The 17901-nt window shown below is 38.3% G+C and carries 15 protein-coding genes; 8 read left to right on the top strand and 7 right to left on the bottom strand.

Annotated features, from left to right (window positions below; translation table 11 throughout):
* Positions 1-319: 319 nt before the first annotated feature.
* Positions 320-682 carry a ribosome hibernation-promoting factor, HPF/YfiA family gene (gene hpf / locus CAL6303_RS00750; protein WP_015195922.1) on the top strand — a complete coding sequence of 121 codons (363 nt, stop codon included), beginning with the start codon at positions 320-322 and terminating at the stop codon, positions 680-682.
* 1068 nt (positions 683-1750) lie between these two features.
* Here hpf and CAL6303_RS00745 read toward each other — a convergent pair.
* From CAL6303_RS00745 to CAL6303_RS00725, 5 genes are all read right to left on the bottom strand, one after another.
* Positions 1751-2953 (bottom strand): AAA family ATPase, encoded by a 1203-nt coding sequence (locus CAL6303_RS00745; protein ID WP_015195921.1) that lies wholly within the window; start codon positions 2951-2953, stop codon positions 1751-1753.
* A gap of 58 nt (positions 2954-3011) precedes the next feature.
* Positions 3012-3476 (bottom strand): low molecular weight phosphatase family protein, encoded by a 465-nt coding sequence (locus CAL6303_RS00740; protein ID WP_015195920.1) that lies wholly within the window; start codon positions 3474-3476, stop codon positions 3012-3014.
* Between the two features lie 120 nt (positions 3477-3596).
* Positions 3597-4589, bottom strand: coding sequence for an RNA ligase family protein (locus CAL6303_RS00735; protein ID WP_015195919.1), 993 nt, complete (start codon positions 4587-4589; stop codon positions 3597-3599).
* A 484-nt stretch (positions 4590-5073) separates the two neighbouring features.
* Positions 5074-6666: a glycoside hydrolase family 57 protein gene (locus CAL6303_RS00730; protein WP_015195918.1), complete on the bottom strand. Its 1593-nt coding sequence runs from the start codon at positions 6664-6666 to the stop codon at positions 5074-5076.
* A gap of 545 nt (positions 6667-7211) precedes the next feature.
* Positions 7212-7607: a Fur family transcriptional regulator gene (locus CAL6303_RS00725; RefSeq protein WP_015195917.1), complete on the bottom strand. Its 396-nt coding sequence runs from the start codon at positions 7605-7607 to the stop codon at positions 7212-7214.
* Between the two features lie 143 nt (positions 7608-7750).
* Between CAL6303_RS00725 and purS the strand changes: the two genes are divergently transcribed.
* The 5 genes from purS to CAL6303_RS00700 all read left to right on the top strand — a co-directional run bounded on the left by purS (position 7751) and on the right by CAL6303_RS00700 (position 12607).
* A complete protein-coding gene (purS, locus tag CAL6303_RS00720; protein ID WP_015195916.1) occupies positions 7751-8029 on the top strand; it encodes a phosphoribosylformylglycinamidine synthase subunit PurS in 279 nt (92 codons plus the stop codon).
* Positions 8030-8239: 210 nt separating this feature from the next.
* Positions 8240-8911, top strand: a complete 672-nt coding sequence (gene purQ, locus CAL6303_RS00715) for a phosphoribosylformylglycinamidine synthase subunit PurQ (RefSeq protein WP_015195915.1) — start codon at positions 8240-8242, stop codon at positions 8909-8911.
* A 256-nt stretch (positions 8912-9167) separates the two neighbouring features.
* Positions 9168-10388, top strand: a complete 1221-nt coding sequence (locus CAL6303_RS00710) for an NYN domain-containing protein (protein ID WP_015195913.1) — start codon at positions 9168-9170, stop codon at positions 10386-10388.
* A gap of 431 nt (positions 10389-10819) precedes the next feature.
* A complete protein-coding gene (hppD, locus tag CAL6303_RS00705; protein ID WP_041738895.1) occupies positions 10820-11887 on the top strand; it encodes a 4-hydroxyphenylpyruvate dioxygenase in 1068 nt (355 codons plus the stop codon).
* Positions 11888-11926: 39 nt separating this feature from the next.
* Complete coding sequence (locus CAL6303_RS00700) at positions 11927-12607, top strand: HAD family hydrolase (RefSeq protein WP_015195911.1); 681 nt, start codon at positions 11927-11929, stop codon at positions 12605-12607.
* Positions 12608-12814: 207 nt separating this feature from the next.
* Here CAL6303_RS00700 and CAL6303_RS00695 read toward each other — a convergent pair whose 3' ends face one another.
* The gene (locus CAL6303_RS00695) at positions 12815-13444 is read right to left on the bottom strand and encodes a CPP1-like family protein (protein WP_015195910.1); all 630 of its coding nucleotides are present in this window, start codon (positions 13442-13444) and stop codon (positions 12815-12817) included.
* Between the two features lie 692 nt (positions 13445-14136).
* On the opposite strand from CAL6303_RS00695, the gene CAL6303_RS00690 reads away from it, so the two are divergent.
* On the top strand, positions 14137-14853 hold the full coding sequence (locus CAL6303_RS00690) for a response regulator transcription factor (protein WP_015195909.1): 717 nt from the start codon (positions 14137-14139) through the stop codon (positions 14851-14853).
* Positions 14854-15472: 619 nt separating this feature from the next.
* On the opposite strand, the gene CAL6303_RS00685 is transcribed toward CAL6303_RS00690, so the two are convergent.
* The gene (locus CAL6303_RS00685; protein WP_015195908.1) at positions 15473-15670 is read right to left on the bottom strand and encodes a DUF2811 domain-containing protein; all 198 of its coding nucleotides are present in this window, start codon (positions 15668-15670) and stop codon (positions 15473-15475) included.
* Positions 15671-16705: 1035 nt separating this feature from the next.
* Here CAL6303_RS00685 and CAL6303_RS00680 point away from each other — a divergent pair.
* Positions 16706-17881, top strand: coding sequence for a glycosyltransferase family 4 protein (locus CAL6303_RS00680; RefSeq protein WP_015195907.1), 1176 nt, complete (start codon positions 16706-16708; stop codon positions 17879-17881).
* Positions 17882-17901 lie beyond the last annotated feature (20 nt).

Here is a 17901-nt window from a genome sequence, read left to right as displayed (position 1 = left end):
TTACTACTACCTTAGTGAAAATTGACTCGCAGATTAACTTATCGGCATGTATTTTCCAATTTGCTAATTTTTGCAGAAGCGAGTATGGGGAAACCGCTTACAGACTACGGGTGAAATTTTTTTATCGTGACTGCTTTCTGGCTTCATTCACCGGATGAAAAACAGCTTAGATCTACATCTGTGGCTAATAACCCATAAAAACCGGTGTTTCAGCACCTTGGCTTCTCCAATCTAGGACAAATTCCTCACAACTTCCTCACAATTTAGTTCTACTCTAAAGGACATAAGCTAAAAAAGCATTTAAGAGTGAGGATGATTTATGAAAGACAAACTACAAATCACCTTTCATAATGTTGATGCATCGCCAGCAGTGGAAGAAAAAATTAGCGAGAATGTGAATAAGCTAGAGCGGTTTTATGACCACATAATTAGCTGTAGAGTTACCGTTGATAATCCCCATCGCCATCAACGCAAAGGCAACCTTTATCATGTCAGAATCGATATTACTGTTCCTAATGGTGAATTAGTAGTCAATCGCAACCCACTAGATGAGCCAAATCATAGTGATGTTTATGTGGCAATTCGAGATGCATTTGAAGCTGCACGACGACAATTACAAGATTATGTCGGCTTACAACGTGATGAAGCTCGAAAAACTGTTGTAGTAATGCCAAAAATTTAACATCAGTCAGCAGAATATATCTAGGGCTCAAAAAGACGTAGAGACGTAGCATTGCTGCGTCTTTACAATAGTTTCAGATGTACATTAGAACTAGTCATTTTGACGTTATTCAAAGCTTTCCGTGAAGCCGATAATCTCGGTTTCTGAAGGGCTAAATACAAAGATTTTTCATATTCTAATACCAATTCAAATAATGATTGCAACACATCAAACAGTAGAGACGTAGCAGTGCCACGTCTCTACAAATATCTATCTGTCGAATTGTTTTTTCAAATTGGTATAACTGAAGAAAGCGGGTTTTGGTCGTTAGTCGGTACCCAGATGGAAATCAATTCCCAGTCTTGTTTTTTAATAGGTGTGTTACTAAACGTAAACCTAATTTTTGAGAAAAACTAATAAAAGTAAAGTTTGTTTTCTAATCTAATTTATCTTAATTTAACAGTGCTACTTTAATAGTAGAAGCAAATGAATAAAGCTTCCCTGGCAGATAAAACAGTCGATTGCATATAAGTTAGTTCCAATTTAAGGAGAAAGAAACTGTTAAATAATCTGTCTCGTAAACTAGCAGCAACACCCAACTCGAAAGCTTACATTTTCTCATAGTTGTAGTCCAGAGGGGGCTATGCAACTTATTATATTTTCACAGCCGGTGTGGAATTAATTGGTGCAACCCTAAGTGGCAGAATAAATGAGAGAAAATAGTTTAGCAAGTCGCAGCTTGGGTGTTGTTGTTTTTAAACTTATTGCAGCAGATAGAGAATTCAATAGGCAAAAATAAGCCGAAGTTATTGAAAACTAATTGGAAGGCACAGTCAACCGAAATATTCGTGCTTCCCCCTACTGCCTAAAATAGCTGTAAGCACATTTAAGAATTTAACAAAAAAAGCTTGACTACTTATACCCGATTAGTGGTAATCTAATCGTGGATGGAGATTTAAATCATTAGGGTGTTAATACGACCAACCCAGTTTACTTACTAGTAAAAGTTGGTAAAAAGCATTCGTCATTTGCTAGCAGCCTTTCGTCGAAACATTGCTGCTAGTCTTTGATAGATGCACAACAAAGCTCTTAAACAAACTTTTGTACAAATTCATACATCAAATCTACTCTACCTTTCCGCAACATCGCAGGGTCTAAACGTTCGGTGGTATTACAGGTTAACAAAATGACTAAACGTTGCTGTGACTGAATTCCCTTATCATCAATCACACTTTGATATAGGGTACCATCTAACAAACTCAAAATATGTTCAGTCTTATTATTATACTGCGCTACTTCCGAAGCTCGATTTTGCGCGAGGTTGTCAGCTTCATTGATGATGATGCAAATTCTCTCCAAATATGTGGGCGGAACAAAGTTAGCGATCGCGTCATGGTCTAAAATAAAGATCACATAGCCCAAAGGCATCAAAACTTCTTTTGCTACAGCTTGAGTCCACACGGTTTTTCCAGTTCCCGGTTCACCATGTACCAACACAGCTAATTGATGCTGATTCAAAATCGTTTGCTGTACTTCATCAGTAAAGCTTTGAATATCTTTCGGGAAACTGCGAATTTCAAATTGACTATGAACCTTACCCACACGGGTTTGATATCCACTTAGCATCACTGCCAAATCATAGGTAGCCTTATTAATTAATGGTGCCATATTCTTCGCCATTAAAGTATAGCTACGTCTACCGCGTTCATAAGGATCAATTTGCAGCCAAATATCTTCCTTAGACCAATAAGCGTACACCGTATTGATCACATCCAACCGTTCCCAACTCTTAAATTTTTCGGCAGGAAAATAGAAATCTCGCTCCGAATAATACTGAGTGATAATATCAGGACGACCTAAAATTTCTAAAGTCCGCAAAACAGTTATTTCCTGCAACCGATTTAAAACATAATCGATGGGAATATTATTACGGCTGACAAATTGGACAATTGGTGTTTCTGTACTCAAAACATCTTTATAACGATAGTCGGGTGACATCGGATCTGGTGTAATATAAGCCCAAAACTTTTCAAATTCACCTCTCGTATAGTCTGAAGTGACATTAATTAAATTTGCCCACCAAGAGTAATTAGTTCTACCTAAAGCATCAGCATAATAACTTGCTAAATTCATACTTTTTTGACTAAGTTCTCTGGCATCATTTTGCAGAACATGCCAAAAATATCCTATATCAAAATCCCGCTGTACAGGTCGCCAACCATTGGCTAAAAGGTTATTGCGGTTGTTGTTGGGGTTAGAATTATCGCCACTGTTGTAATAAGAGTAATCCATATATTTTAATTCGATTAAATTGCAAATGGTTGAAATTTTAGGGTGATACCTAAATGTTTCAAGTTAATTTATTCATTAATTTGAATTGGGTTAACTGTCGAATCAAATCCAATATATTCATCTCAATTTGTACTAAAGCTTCATTTGCAGCAGTTTTATCAATATCATGTACCAACCAATATTCAATTTTATCTGCCCATTGTGGGAATCTTTCCTGCATTAATGGTAGATGTTCTGATTTATCTAAGGCAATTATCCGAACTGAAGTTTTCAAGTCAATTAGCTGCAATTGCTGCGGTAAACGTTCGTCTTCACCCAAGACAATCCCCTTTCTCCTCAATGCAGCTACTGCGTAATGCGACATTTTCCCCACATTATTCGCACCCCTTTCTAAAGCCAAACCACGGGAATCTGCCAACCAATCCAAACCTTCTTGATTTGCTTGGTGGTTGAACAAATGTTCCGCGAAACGACTACGGTAGTAATTACCTGTACAGAGAAAAAGAATTTTTTCTTCTTGCATCACTTTGGAAAGATATAATTCTGAATGTCGAGTATATGCTGTAAATCTTAGTTATGCAATTCGGCACACAACTCCAAAACTTTCGATATTTGACTGCGATATTTAACTAAGTTTACCCATCTAATGCAATTCTGTGCCACCTTGACGTAGTAAATATCGATCACTAATAGATTTCAGGACAACTCGACCAATTTCCGGGTGTGTTCGCTCAATTGTAGGTTGAATTATCACTCCTTCCATCATACAACTAGGAAATAAAACACTGTCAATATTGTTGAATTTCTCTACTATATCCCAACTAAAAGCTCCTTGGTAAAGAATTGGCACAGTTGGCAGAGAATATTTTTGGCAAAAGTCAATAAAGCTATTGTAATTTAAAAATACCCCTTGGTGACGCACAGCAAACAATGCGAGTCCAATTTTCCCTTGACTCAAACCGTATTTAATATCTTGGACTCCATATATTTCTCCAAAAACTTGGGTTTCGGGTGGTAATTTTTGCAAAGACTCAGTTTCACGATAGGCACGAATGTAAACTAAGTTTTGGTTGATATCATTGTTTTTCCAAAAATAGTTATGACTACCGATTTTTACAGTTCCATCAGCTTCTACAAGAACTGTAAAGTTAGTTCCGTGAAGCTTCTCGCTGACAACAACTTCCTCTCCTGTAATTAATACGTCTCGATATCGCTTGATATTTTCGGGACTAGGAAATCTATATTGTCCGATATGACTTTCCATATCTCCACTCATCCCTTGGGGAATGGGATATTCATATTTCTTAACTCCGAAGTATTCGGTGTAGTCATCCCCAATTTTTCCGGAAAAATCTTCATCAACCGGTATTAGTAAACCCTCAGAAAAGATTCCTCGCAGTTTTGCTGCACGCAGTTTTTTAGAATAGTAGTTTCTAATTCCAAATGCATCAATATATTTTTCGGGAATGACACTATCTATAGGGAAATAAAAGGCAAAATCTCCCAGGTTAAAATTCCCTTTGACGGTGATTACTTGATATGCCATCCCATCAAACCTAATTATATCTAATCGATCAGCATTGGGATGGGGTTGAATATCAATTATTTTCACTACTTCTACTTTAAAAATACTCATAGATTTAATTTCTCATTTTAATTTTAAATTGATATTTTATGTTCTAAATAGCAGCGCAAATTTAGCCTGTTTAAGACTATAGATAAAGTTTTGGAATTGACAATATGGGATAAATAAATTGGATTTCCCCTGTCGAATCAAGATAGACGTGACATATCTCGTCTCTACATGTCTATATGTATGACAAAGGTGAATTAAAGGTAAAGAATTACATGTATCTTATCCTATATACTACATTTATACTACAAGATAATATTTACGTCAATAGATAAAAATAAAGGTGAGCATTGCCCACCTTGGAAGTAGTATTTAGAGCAATAGGGTTCAGTTAAGATTCTAATCACAATATTTTTGTCTGCTGTAGAGACGTAGCACTGGCACGTCTCTACAAAATTATTGTTTCTATCTGAACAGTATTGGTATTTAGAGAACTCAAAAATTAGGGTTTTAACTTAGCAGTTAGATAACCCTGATAACTATCGATTTAAGCCAAAGGACGGTAAACTCGGTAATTAATATTGGGGAAGATATTGTCCATTAATTCCACCTTTTCCAACCAACCGCTATCTATCTTACCTTGCTTGATATCTTCGTATAATTTATTGAAGCGCATGACATGCGATCGCGTTCTGCGTACAGCATAGGGTACCATTGTCCCAGTCCGCATAATAAACGCCCAATCTGAAGACTGCGCTAATAATATTTCCCTAGCAGCTTGATTCAAAGCTTTCCATTCCAACTCATCAGCGGGATCTCTCCGGGAAAGTTCAATCATGCGTTCGGCTGTTTTGTGCAAATGGGTGTAAACCCAAGCATTTGTTTCATTTAACCAATATTCGTGAAAACCCTTATATCCCCAACTTGATTGTGATGGGCGACACACTTGTTGTGTAGGTTCAGCTTTGAGATAATCGGCTAAGTGGGTCATTTCATAGGTTTGCTGATCGTACCAAGACTTGCGGAACAAGTAATCAATAAACCAAGGACCTTCATACCACCAATGTCCAAACAACTCTGCATCGTAGGGAGAAACAATAATTGGTGGACGTTGCATAATTCCACGTAAATGTTCTGTTTGGCGTTCGCGGTTATACATAAAGTTTTCCGCGTGTTCTGCCGTCTTTTCCTTTGCCCAGTAAGGATCATAAAGTTGCTTATCACCTAAGCCTAAACCACGTCCAGTGATTTTGTGATACTTGATTCCGATATTTTTTCGTTGACCATTGGGCATCACATAGGGCTTGATATACTCATATTCAGCTTCCCAACCCAAATCTTTATAAAATTCACGGTATTCAGCAGCACCAGGATAACCGACTTCCGAAGACCACACTTGTTGTGAGGACTCGTGATCGCGTCCAAATGCGGCGACACCAGTTTCTGTATAAATTGGCGCATAGGTACCAAAGCGAGGACGAGGACGTGCATACAAAATACCATGTCCATCCACCAAGAAATAGCGCAAGCCGACATCAGCTAGCATTCTTTCTAAGCCTTCGTAGTAGGCACATTCTGGCAACCAAATCCCTCTTGGTGCCATACCAAAATTTTCTTCGTAGCTTTCACAAGCTACTTTTAATTGCGCCCATACTGCTTCTGGGTACATGTTCATCAGCGGCAAGTAACCGTGTGTAGCCCCACAGGTGATAATTTCCAAGTTACCACTATCTTGGAAAGACTTGAAAGCTGTAACTAAATCACCTTTGTAACGTTCCCAAATTTCCCTGGCTTCTAAAAATTCCTTAGCGTAATGTTCCGCTAGATATTTGATGTGACCATTTTGGGCATTACGTTCGGCTTCTAGTTCTACTAGTTCTTCTAGCTTGGATAAATGTTCCTCATAGCGTTCTTGCAACAAGCGATCGCGTAACATCGACACCAAAGGAGGTGTCATACTCATCGTAATCTTAAAGTCAATTCCGTCCCGCTTTAACCCTTCAAATACTTTAATTAAAGGAATATAAGTTTCTGTAATTGCTTCATAGAGCCATTCTTCCTCCAACACGTAGTCACTTTCTGGGTGACGAACGAAGGGCAGGTGTGCGTGGAGAACGAGCGCAACATAGCCTAATGCCATAGTAGTTCCGGGGTGATAACTGATAATTGAGTTTTGGGGAACCAGTCTCAAAACCTAAACGCAAGGCATTTAGGGTGAAACTGGATTAAATTGGAGCTAAGTACAGTACATTCGCAAAAATCCAACACTCTAGAAGGGTGTCACTATAGGAACATAAACCCATAGCGATGTCCCAAAGGATAGACTGTTACTCAAAGAGAAGCCGCTGTCGCGTCTACCGCAGCCTATAAGGAAGGATTTTAGTCCACGGAAGTAGACTTTGCTTGTGTAGCTGAGGCAGTGCCCTGCGGGGGTTCCCCCAGTTGTAGCGACTGCCGTCCAAGCTTCTAGCCTGTGGGCATTTGAGAAAATTGGCGAAGGTATTGAAATTAAGAATATTTTAATTCTTTATCACAACAGTTAGAAACTTAAATATAAGTCTTTACGGATCTAGACCAGTATCACATAATCTTCTGTCCCTTCAACAAAAACACCGTGAGAAGATGAATCTCAGATTCACGTTCCCACGAGAAGCCCGTATGTTTTTGCTACTTCGGGGATAAGTTCTATTTTGAAGCTTCGGCTAATTGACATTTAGCACATAATCCGAAGAATTCCAATGTGTGGTAAAAAATTTTAAAATTATGTTTTGCTTGTAGTTGAATTTCCAAATCCTGTGCAGGACATTGATTTACAGGAATAGAAGTGCCGCACTGTAGACAGGTAAGGTGGTGTTTATCCTGCTTTGCTAGGCTATATAAAGCTTCACCATTAGCCAATGTCCTCACTTGGACTAAGCCTTCTAGTTTCAAACTTTCTAAAGAACGATATACCGTTGCTAAACCCATGTTTTGCTCACGGTTACGTAGCTCTACGTAAATATCCTGAGCAGATGTACTTTGTTTGAGAGTTTTTAGCAGGTTTAAAATCCTCTCTTGACTGCGAGTGCGTATGACTTTCATAGACTGTTTTGAGAGTGTGGCAATAATTCCAAGATATTATCCCGATTGATCCATAGCTTAACTCTAATAGGATCAGAATATTATTTTCGCCAGTGATCGCCGAAAGATATTAGGATCAGCTTAACAGTATTCAAAGAAAACCCGTGCGAACAAAGTATCGAGCCAAAATTTTTGTCACACTTCGTCCTTCGGTTCTAGACCCGGCAGGAACAGCGGTACAATCAGGATTAAAACAATTGGGCTACAACAACGTCGAACAAGTTCGGATTGGCAAATATATTGAGCTAAGTATTGTTTCTTCTGATGAAAGTACCGCGCGTAAAAATCTAGATGCGATTTGCGAGCAAATTTTGTCAAATCCGGTGATTGAAAATTATCGTTACGATTTAATTGAGGTGGAAACTCAGACAGGCATTTTTTAACAGGGAACAGGGAACAGTTATTAGTCGTGTCTAAGTGCCGCACTTCTTTTGAAGTGGTAAATTTAAGTTATCTTGCCAGATCCCCGCTGGTTATTGAGCAGTTCGGTAAGCATACGGGAACAAGGTGTATTGAAGGTAAGGTGCTTAAACTCTGATAACTGTTCACTGATAACTGATTTATTGAAAATTGAGTATCTAAGAAAAATAAAAATGAAATTTGGGGTTGTAGTTTTTCCTGGTTCTAATTGCGATCGTGATATGGCTTATGTCACACGAGATATATTAGGGCAGCCAACACGCATGGTTTGGCACCAAGATACTGATATTAGTGATTTGGATGTGATCATTCTGCCTGGTGGTTTTAGCTACGGTGACTATTTGCGCTGTGGTGCGATCGCGCGTTTCTCTCCAGTCATGCAGCAGGTGGTTGAACATGCCAATCAGGGTAAGTTTGTTCTCGGTATTTGTAATGGCTTTCAGGTTTTAACAGAGGCTGGTTTGTTACCAGGTGTATTAGTTAAAAATCGGGACTTGCATTTTATATGCGATCGCGTTCCCATCAAAGTTGAAAAAAATACTCTTCCTTGGACTCAAGCATACAATACTGCTGAAACCATCACTCTACCCATCGCCCATGGTGAAGGATGCTTCCACGCAGATGCAGCAGTCTTGGCAGAAATTGAAGCCAATTCCCAAGTCGTTTTCCGTTATACTGGTCAAAATCCGAACGGTTCATTAAATAATATTGCCGGAATTTGTAATCGCCAAGGAAATGTGCTGGGCATGATGCCTCACCCAGAACGTGCATCTGACCCAATTTTGGGTGGTACAGATGGTTTGAAAATGTTTACTGGGCTATTAGAAACAATGGCAGCAGTATAGATTATGACCTAAAAAAATATAGTTATCTGTCACTAGAATTGTGAATGTTTCTTCCAATTCTAGTGATCTACCACGCCAAATTTGAGCGGTTCGGAGATACCCGACTTCTTCAACAAGTTGACTATCTACACTTTCACTAAGCAAATTCACGGATCTCATTAGAACTGCTGCCCAGATATAACATGTATAATTCATCTTTTTGGAGTCAACAAAGATGAATAATTCTATTTAACTATATAGATATAAATGCAAGCTTATGCAATCTGCGCTGACACCACATGATTCTGCTTTACTAAATCAAATTTGCTCAGATGTATGTCAAGCAATTGTAACAATTCAAGAGCAGCAGCCAGAGTTATTACTTGAAAAATATAGATCAATTCCTTGGAATAGTCCTCGTCAACAATCGGGTTTAATTAAAAAATTAGTTGAATTACTAGGTTCTGAGTCAGAATGGAACATATTAGTTAGTAAGTTGCAACAATTTCTCAAAGCTTTATTTATCCACGAAGCACTTGACTCACAAATTTTAATCGAATTAGTAAATCGTATTTATTACCTGAACCCGGCTGAATCAAAAACAAATCGTCATCTCAATTCTAGTTTGGATATTAGTAATAATTATCCAGTTGGGTTCCAAGAATTAAAGAGTGATGAATCTACCCAAGAAATAAGCGAATCACCTCAAAAGCAAATTGAATCAGAACAAGCAGCTAATAATTCTCAAAATGATTCTGAATCTAGTAATTACCAACCTTTAGCCAATTCTAACAATAAATCCCCCATCGCAGTCTTATTGTTAGATGCAGAAAATATTATTTTAAACCCGGAAACGGAACGGTTTTTAGAAACTGTTTGCAATTTTCCTATCCAAGTTAAAGTTGCTTTTGCCAATTGGTATCGCAAGGGAAAACTAGATACTGAATTGCATATGCGTAATTATGATTTAATTCATGTCCCATCAGGCAAAGATAATGCTGATGGGAAAATGATTGCCTTTGGCTCGGCTATTCATGAGCGTTTTTTCCATGCAAGGGAAGTTTTAGTTTGTTCATCAGATAAAGTCATGACAAACCTTTGTAACCATCTTCAGCAAAATGGATTGATGGTTTATCATGTAACTAAAAAAGGAAATGTCATTACTATCAACAATAGTAAAACTAATCAATTAACAACACATTTAATGCTGCCAACACTTGAGCAATTCTTGAGCAACATTAAAGAAATTATTCGGGAAGAAGAAACCCGCGCAAATCATCAATGGGTACAGCTATCTAAAATATCTCAGGTGTTTAACAGCAAATACAATTTGGGTTTGAATAAAGTTTTATCACATCACTTACCAGGAAAAACAGTTAAAGATATTTTTATGAGTAAATCGGAATTTGTAGTTCATCAAATTCCCGAAGATAACGAAACATACGTGACTTTATTTAATGCACCCGGATTGAATAATTATATTCCTAAAAATAAGTGATTTCCTCGAATTTTGCCGATAATTTTACCGCTTGCACTTGATATTTCCGGAAAATATCCAGACGAAGATTTTAATCACACCCAATGAGCTACAGTAAAAAAATAACTCTCAATAGCCAGCAGGAAAATGTGCAAGGATGCTTCCTCTTTTTTGGGCTCGGTATAAAGCTTCATAATTAAGCTAATATACGGGAAGAAGTAAGCGTTATAGCCCTAAATTTACCAGGGTTAATTAGGTACATGTTTTCAGATAAGGAGTATAAATCCTATTAAATTTGTTTTATTTAATACTTGATTATCAAGATAACTTTTGCTACTTAATCTTAATTATTGTTGAAAAATTGTAGATCTTGCTGAGGAATGAGTCAAAAACTGTGCAAAAAAGGCAAAATTGACAGCAGGTTAAGTAGCGAGGCTGGATTTTCATCACTTATGAGAATTGAATATATTCACTTTTATGTGGAAGATGCTGAAGCTTGGTATTCTTGGTTTATTCACATCTTAGGCTTTGCCGAGGCAAATCAGGATGTCAATTGCTGCTATCCCTTAGGGAAGAATACCTTAGAAGCTTATACAAAGGTAGTCAAAAGCGGTTCTATCTGCTTTATATTATCTTCTCCTACTTCCTCTACAAGTCCGGTGGCTGAATTTTTGCGACATCACCCACCTGGTGTTGTAGATGTTGCCTTTGTAGTGGATGAGATTGAAGGGGTTATGAGTCGTACCAAAAATCAGCATACTCAACTTCTCCAACCTATCCAAGAGTGTTTATTTGAGGATGAGGTTATTAGATGGTGTAAAGTAGCTGCTTGGGGTTCTCTTTCCCATACTTTGATTGAAAGACAAATTGATCGAAATGAGGAAGAAATTAGTTCCAAGAATTCTGCTTATTTTTTGGGAATTGATCATGTGGTTCTCAATGTCCCTTTGGGTGGGTTGGAAAATGCTGTAGCTTGGTATAAAAATATCCTTGATTTTCACCCACAACAAGCTTTTAATATCCAAACTGAGCGTTCTGCATTACATAGTCAGGTGATGATTTCTCCTGGTGGTGCTGTGCAATTACCAATTAATGAACCAACAACCCCAAATTCCCAGATTCAAGAGTTTCTTAACTTGAATCGAGGTGCAGGTATTCAACATATTGCTTTAAATACTGCTAATCTTACCAATGCGATCGCACAACTGCGGCAGCGGGGTTTAGCCTTTCTCCCAGTTCCCGCAACCTATTACTCACAACTGAGTCAACGTAGCGGGTTTTCCCTTTCCCCAATTGAAATACAAGCAATTTCCCAACAGGAAATATTGGTAGATTGGAAACCTGAACTATCCGAATCAGTGCTTTTACAGATTTTCACTCAACCAATTTTTAGTCAACCAACATTTTTCTTTGAATTTATCGAACGTCGTCATCAAGCAAAAGGATTTGGTGAAGGTAATTTTCAAGCTTTGTTTGAAGCTATTGAACGTGAACAAGTAAAACGAGGTAGTTTAGGCTAGAAAGTCTGGCAAAATGATTAATTAATTGACTTATCCTCAATGCTAAGAATTATCACAGATTTTGACGGTCCAATTATGGACGTTTCCGAGCGTTACTACCAAGTTTATAAACTTTGCTTGCAAAAAATCAAATTTCCCCAGCAAAATATCCAGGAATTAGGTAAAAATGAGTTCTGGCAGATGAAACGCGATCGCATTTCGGAAACAAAGATTGCAATTGCGTCGGGCTTGGATGAACAACAAGCACAGGAGTTTTCTCTACTACGTAAGCAAACTGTCCACACTCAGCCCTATTTTGAGTATGATATCCCAGCAGTTGGGTCAGTAGAAGTATTGTTAAAAATCAAACAAGCTGACATAGATTTAGCAGTAATGACAATGCGTCGCGTCAGGGAATTAGATTTTGCTTTAGAAAGGTGTGATTTGGGCAAGTTCTTTCCCGAAAACCGCCGTTATTGCTTGGGAAATGACTACGTAAAAACCCGTGATATTGAAGATAAGCCGTTATTAATGCAACGGGCTTTGCAGGAGTTAACCCCAGCAACAGATACTTGGATGGTGGGAGATACAGAAGCTGATATTGCAGCAGCAAAAACCCATGGAATTAAGGTAATTGCTGTAGAATGTGGAATACGCGATCGCACTCAACTTGAAGTCTACTATCCTGACTTCATCGTTCCTAATTTTGAAGCTGCTGTCAACCTGATTTTAGACCAATAAAAGGCTTACTGGGAAGTAAAAAACCAGTTTTTTAGCCTCTCGAAATGATTATTTTCTTCCGAAAACAACTGTAGAGACGCAGCAACGCTACGTCTCTACAAGATACGAAAAACACAGGTAGTTTTTTACCCAGTAATTTTACCGACTTTACCTCAATTTCGCACCAACTAAACTAAAATCAATTTCAACCTTTACGATACGTCCCTTCTAGCGCAGAAAACTACTAATTAACCATAACAACACAAACGTCACCACGGTTGAAAACCGCTGTTCTGGCATTAAAGCAGGCAATGCAACATTTAGCGGGATCAAGCTAGCAATTACAGCACCAGCAACCAAACCCACTATCAAACCAATAAGTGTTAGTAAGACTGAGCGACCGAATTTACCTTCCTTACGATTAAGAAAGTAGATACTTACCACTACTCCCACAACCAAAGTTAGTTGTAAAACTTGATCACCACCGGCTTGGTAAAATACACCAATTGCACCCAAGCCTAGATACCAGAGAAACGGCAGCATTATATCTGCTGGATTGGGTTGATCTAGGAGTCGTTCTAACCATGCTGGAGAGGGATCACGTTTGGCTACATTTTCTTTTTTTTGCGGCTGGACTAAACGCTCTGGAAAACGGATTCGTTCGGGTACCTTGATTTTGCCTTCTTGGCGCATCCGCAAACGCTCCATCAAAATTGCGTCATAGGCAGCTTCGATTACTTCCGAATGCCGAGAATCGCCGCCACATTCCTCTAATAGGCGGTTGCGAATATCTTGAATTTCATCGAAGCTAGCGTCTTCTGACACCCCAAGTTTGTCGTAGGGATTCTGATCGCTCATGGGAATTTATAATTTTTGCCTCAGTTAGCAGCAGTTTATGAAGATTTTATAACAAATTTAGGATTTTATTTAGGATTTTATCTCGGTCGAAACTAATGCCTCGTTCGATTTAGCGCCCTAAGCCCTAATTGGATAGTAGCACGACTCAATTTTATCTAATTAGTGGTTCTAACTATAGTAACTTTAACATATCAACATAACTCCGTGTATCCCCTCATGGCGCTATTGCAGTTAGGGCTTTACTCTAGAATTTAAGTTAAAAGCAGTCGATAAAGTATTCTTTAGGAGAAAATATTACTGAAATTTCCCATTTAGCTACTTAACATATCTTAATTTTGATTTCTCTAAACCATTTCATAAATCCTGATGATCTTGATCCCGATTATTGGCTTTAAATAGAATTTGGCTAATTTACCTAGAAAATAGAAATAAATTAGTATCCTAGTTTACCATTAAGATACAGCTAAGAGAAATACACACATCTACCGGGAACTAAGCTAGCATTCTTCCAGAATATCCTACTATTTAGTGTTTTAGTGATTCATAATCCTGATTACACTAGTATTTGGAAAAATCAGGGAACCCGTGCTTTAGCCTTGTAGATTCTTATGACTCCCCCGGCAGAAACCGCATCTGATTAGATGCACAACTCTGCTTTGTAAATCCTATAAATTTTGTGTAAAGTGATGGTCATGGCTCCTGCCAAGATACTTGTAGTTGATGACGACCCTGCGGTTCGGAATTTAATCCAACGCTTTTTGAGCAAACAGAGCTATCAAGTAGAGGCGGCTGAAGATGGTAAAACTGCTTTAGCGCTATTTGAACAGTTCAACCCGGATTTAGTAATTCTGGATGTGAATTTGCCCGATGTCATCGGTTTTAATCTCTGTCAAGAGATGCAAAGTCGAAATGGGGTGTTTGTCCTGATGTTAACTAGCCGCGCTGACGAAGCCGATAAAATTCGTGGTTTTTCTAAAGGTGCTGACGACTATTTAACCAAACCATTTGGCTTGGGTGAGTTGGAAGTTCGCGTTGGGGCTATTTTGAAGCGTCAACGGGTTGTCACCACTGCCGAACAAAAGCGTTTGGTATTTGAAAAACTGATGATTGATCCAGTGCGGCGGGAGGTTAGCCTCAATAGTCAGCCTGTACTCCTAACAGCTTTAGAGTTTGATTTGCTACACTTTCTTGCAAGTCATCCAGGACGTGTTTGGCGACGAGCCGAACTAATTCAAGAGGTATGGGATTATGAATATGTTGGCGATCAGCGTGTAGTTGACGTTCACATTGGTCAAATCCGTAAAAAGATCGAAATCGATGCTAGTCAACCCGCGCTAATTCAAACTGTGCGAGGAGTTGGATACAAATTTGAGTGTCCTGCTCAAGTTCCACAGGCTGACAAAGCATAGGTTGGGTAGTGCAACTTTTACTCATCTGCATATTAAGTTATTGGGCTAAAAATGCAGACAAGTAAAATAGTATCATCTCAGTAATTCCCAGGGTTAGCCTGTTTTATTTTCATAAGTTTTGAGCTTTATTAATCTCTCTTTGATTGAAAATAGTCACAAGAATAGGGACACAACTACTGTTGTGTCCCTATTCCTGTTCTAAATCAGATTATTCGATTAACCACGTTTGGGGCTTTAATTCTCCTGCTTAACAACCGCAGCGCGGGGCGGTAGCTTTGTACGGGGAAGCTTCCCATACAAAAGTGCCTTGTCTAAATCCACGTCACAAAACAGACTTATTACTCATTACTCATTTTTTAAGGGACTTCCAGAAAATAAAATATCCTGTGGTTTAGGCACCCTTCGATGGTTCCTGAGCCTGTCGGAACGAAGTGTACCGGAGGTAAGGACTGAGCGCTCACGCCGAAGTCTTGCGCGAAAAGATTGGAATGCTCGGAGGTTTGACAGGACGGAAACCAACACAGTCGGCTTCTCTCAGTTGCACAATAATAGAAAATTAGATAATTATCTAATTTCAAGTCCCTAATTCCCAATACCAATATCTACTGTTCCCTATTCCCTAATTATTTTGAAATAGTGTTTCTAAGTAGACGCGAGCTGCACTGCGATCGCTCTCGCCATTTTGAAGCAAAAATAATGATAGTGCAGCCGTCAAAACTCTATTCTCGTCCCAATCTGGATGCTTCTCTAAGTAGTTACGAAGGGACTCGTGGAGGGATTCAGGAATTTCGGTAAAAATATTGACTGTTGCGTTCATGAGACTCTTCTCCATGGAAATCCACCAATGACTAAACCTTACTTCTCTTAACCAAGGATGAAATCGCTGAAATCATCCTTGCTGCAATCCGTCCATCTGCGGTAATAGGCAATGCTATTTTACACAGTCACTCAACGGACAAAATAAGCAAGCCGAATCATTGTGCAGCCAAGGGGGGTGGGTTTGTCAATGCTGCGAAATATTACGAAAATGTTTATAAAGAATAAATATTTACGAAACAATAAGGCTTCAGGGCTATTTTTTGTAACTTAACTTCATATAAACTCAGTCCATCACCTGAGCATTAATCACAAAATTAAATCCCCAAGCAATGCCTCAGCAGTAATAGAATCGTTAACTACCTGTGGAAAACCTGTGGAATCAGTGAGGAAAATTTAACCAAATGATAAGAATTACGAAAATAATTTTTTTTTCGTCAGGATAGTCAATATGTACTATAAGTTTATCATGCCTCTACAATATGGGACTCATATTTGATTTTGGAGGGGTCTTTGGCTGATTCTGATATGTACCCAGTCAACGACCTTAAAGTTTCCTTGGTGGACTCCTGGGGTGCCAGTGAATAACCCAAAACTTGGCTAACTGAGAATAGAAGTCCTCTTACAACAAACTTAACAAATTCAGTTTTGTATAAAAAAACTAAATCAGTCCAGTAAATATATCATTCGGGTTACTCCTGTTAATTTGTTAAGATTTTCACAACAAAGTGCATAACCATAGATAGTAACTATGTTGTGGAAGATTCTATTTTAGTGAAAATCTCAGGGTAAAATTCGGTTTAAATTTATATTTTTGTAGCATTTACTATATTCATCATTTTTTAAATTCTAATCAAGGTTGATCTGAATTAAATATTTTGTATCAGGCATATTTTCTGTCTTCAAAGATAGAATCCAAATTTAAGATGATTATATCTACCTCGAAAGTTGTTTAAAAAGTTTTTGATGCATGACTCAAAACTTTTTAAACATCCTCATAATATTAATTATTTTCTCTTTATTTTGATAAATTACGATGTCAGCAATTCAAATCAGAACTAACTTGCAATCATCTGCAAAAATTCATCCTCAAATTCGCCATTGTTTCGTGTTTTTAGAACTATTTGCGAAAGAAGGTGGAATCCAATCTTATATCAAAGATATTTTTAGAGCTTATCCAGAGGGAAGTACAGCCGATATATTTTTGTTGCGAGATGCGGAAGATTGTGAAAATCCCTATGCATCTGAGGGTTTGAAATTTCATTATTTTAAAACTCAATCTTTGGGATTTTCGCGGCTCAAAATGGCAATAGCCCTATTCAAATATCTATGGGTTCAACGACCAACACATGTATATTGTGGTCATGTAAATTTAGCCCCCTTAATTAGCTTATTATGTCAATCCTTGGGGATCCCCTATACGGTGATGACCTATGGTAAAGAAGTTTGGGAAAAATTATCGATACCGACAAAATTAAGTTTAGGAAAAGCACAGGCAATTTGGACAATTAGTCGTTATACCCGCGATATTGCTTGTGCTGTAAATAATTTGAATCCTGATCAAATTCAAATTTTGCCCTGTGCAGTGGATCATGAATATTTTACCCCTGGTGCAAAATCACCAGAATTATTAAAGCGTTATGGCTTAGATGATGCGAAAGTATTAGTAACTGTTGCTCGTTTATGGTCTGGTGATATATACAAAGGTGTAGATGTAACGATTCGGGCATTGCCACGAATTTTAAAAAATTTTCCTGAAGTTAAGTATTTGGTTGTGGGTCGTGGCGATGATCAGCCTAGATTAGCACGATTAGCTGAGGAGATGGGAGTAAGCGATCGCGTTATCTTTGCAGGCTTTGTCCCAACTGAAGAGTTAATCCAACATTACCGTTTAGCTGATGCCTATATTATGCCTTCACAAGAGGGTTTTGGAATTGTTTATTTAGAAGCAATGGCTTGTGGTATTCCTGTTCTTTCTGGGGATGCTGATGGCTCTGCTGATCCCCTCCAAGATGGTAAACTAGGGTGGCGTGTTCCCCATCGTGACCCGGAAGCTGTAAGTCAAGCTTGTATCGAAATTCTTACGGGCAAAGATCAACGATGTCACGGGGAATGGTTACGGGAACAAGCTATTAACTACTTCGGTTTTCCCGCTTTCCAAAATCGTTTACAACAACAGTTACTAGAGCACCAGTCCAGTAGAAGTAGTTGACAAGATACATAGTTTTTGCA

Origin of the sequence: Calothrix sp. PCC 6303 (genome assembly GCF_000317435.1) — a bacterium.
Lineage (GTDB): Bacteria > Cyanobacteriota > Cyanobacteriia > Cyanobacteriales > Nostocaceae > PCC-6303.
Note: the sequence above shows the minus strand (reverse complement) of the source record. Positions and strands in the feature narration are given on the sequence as shown.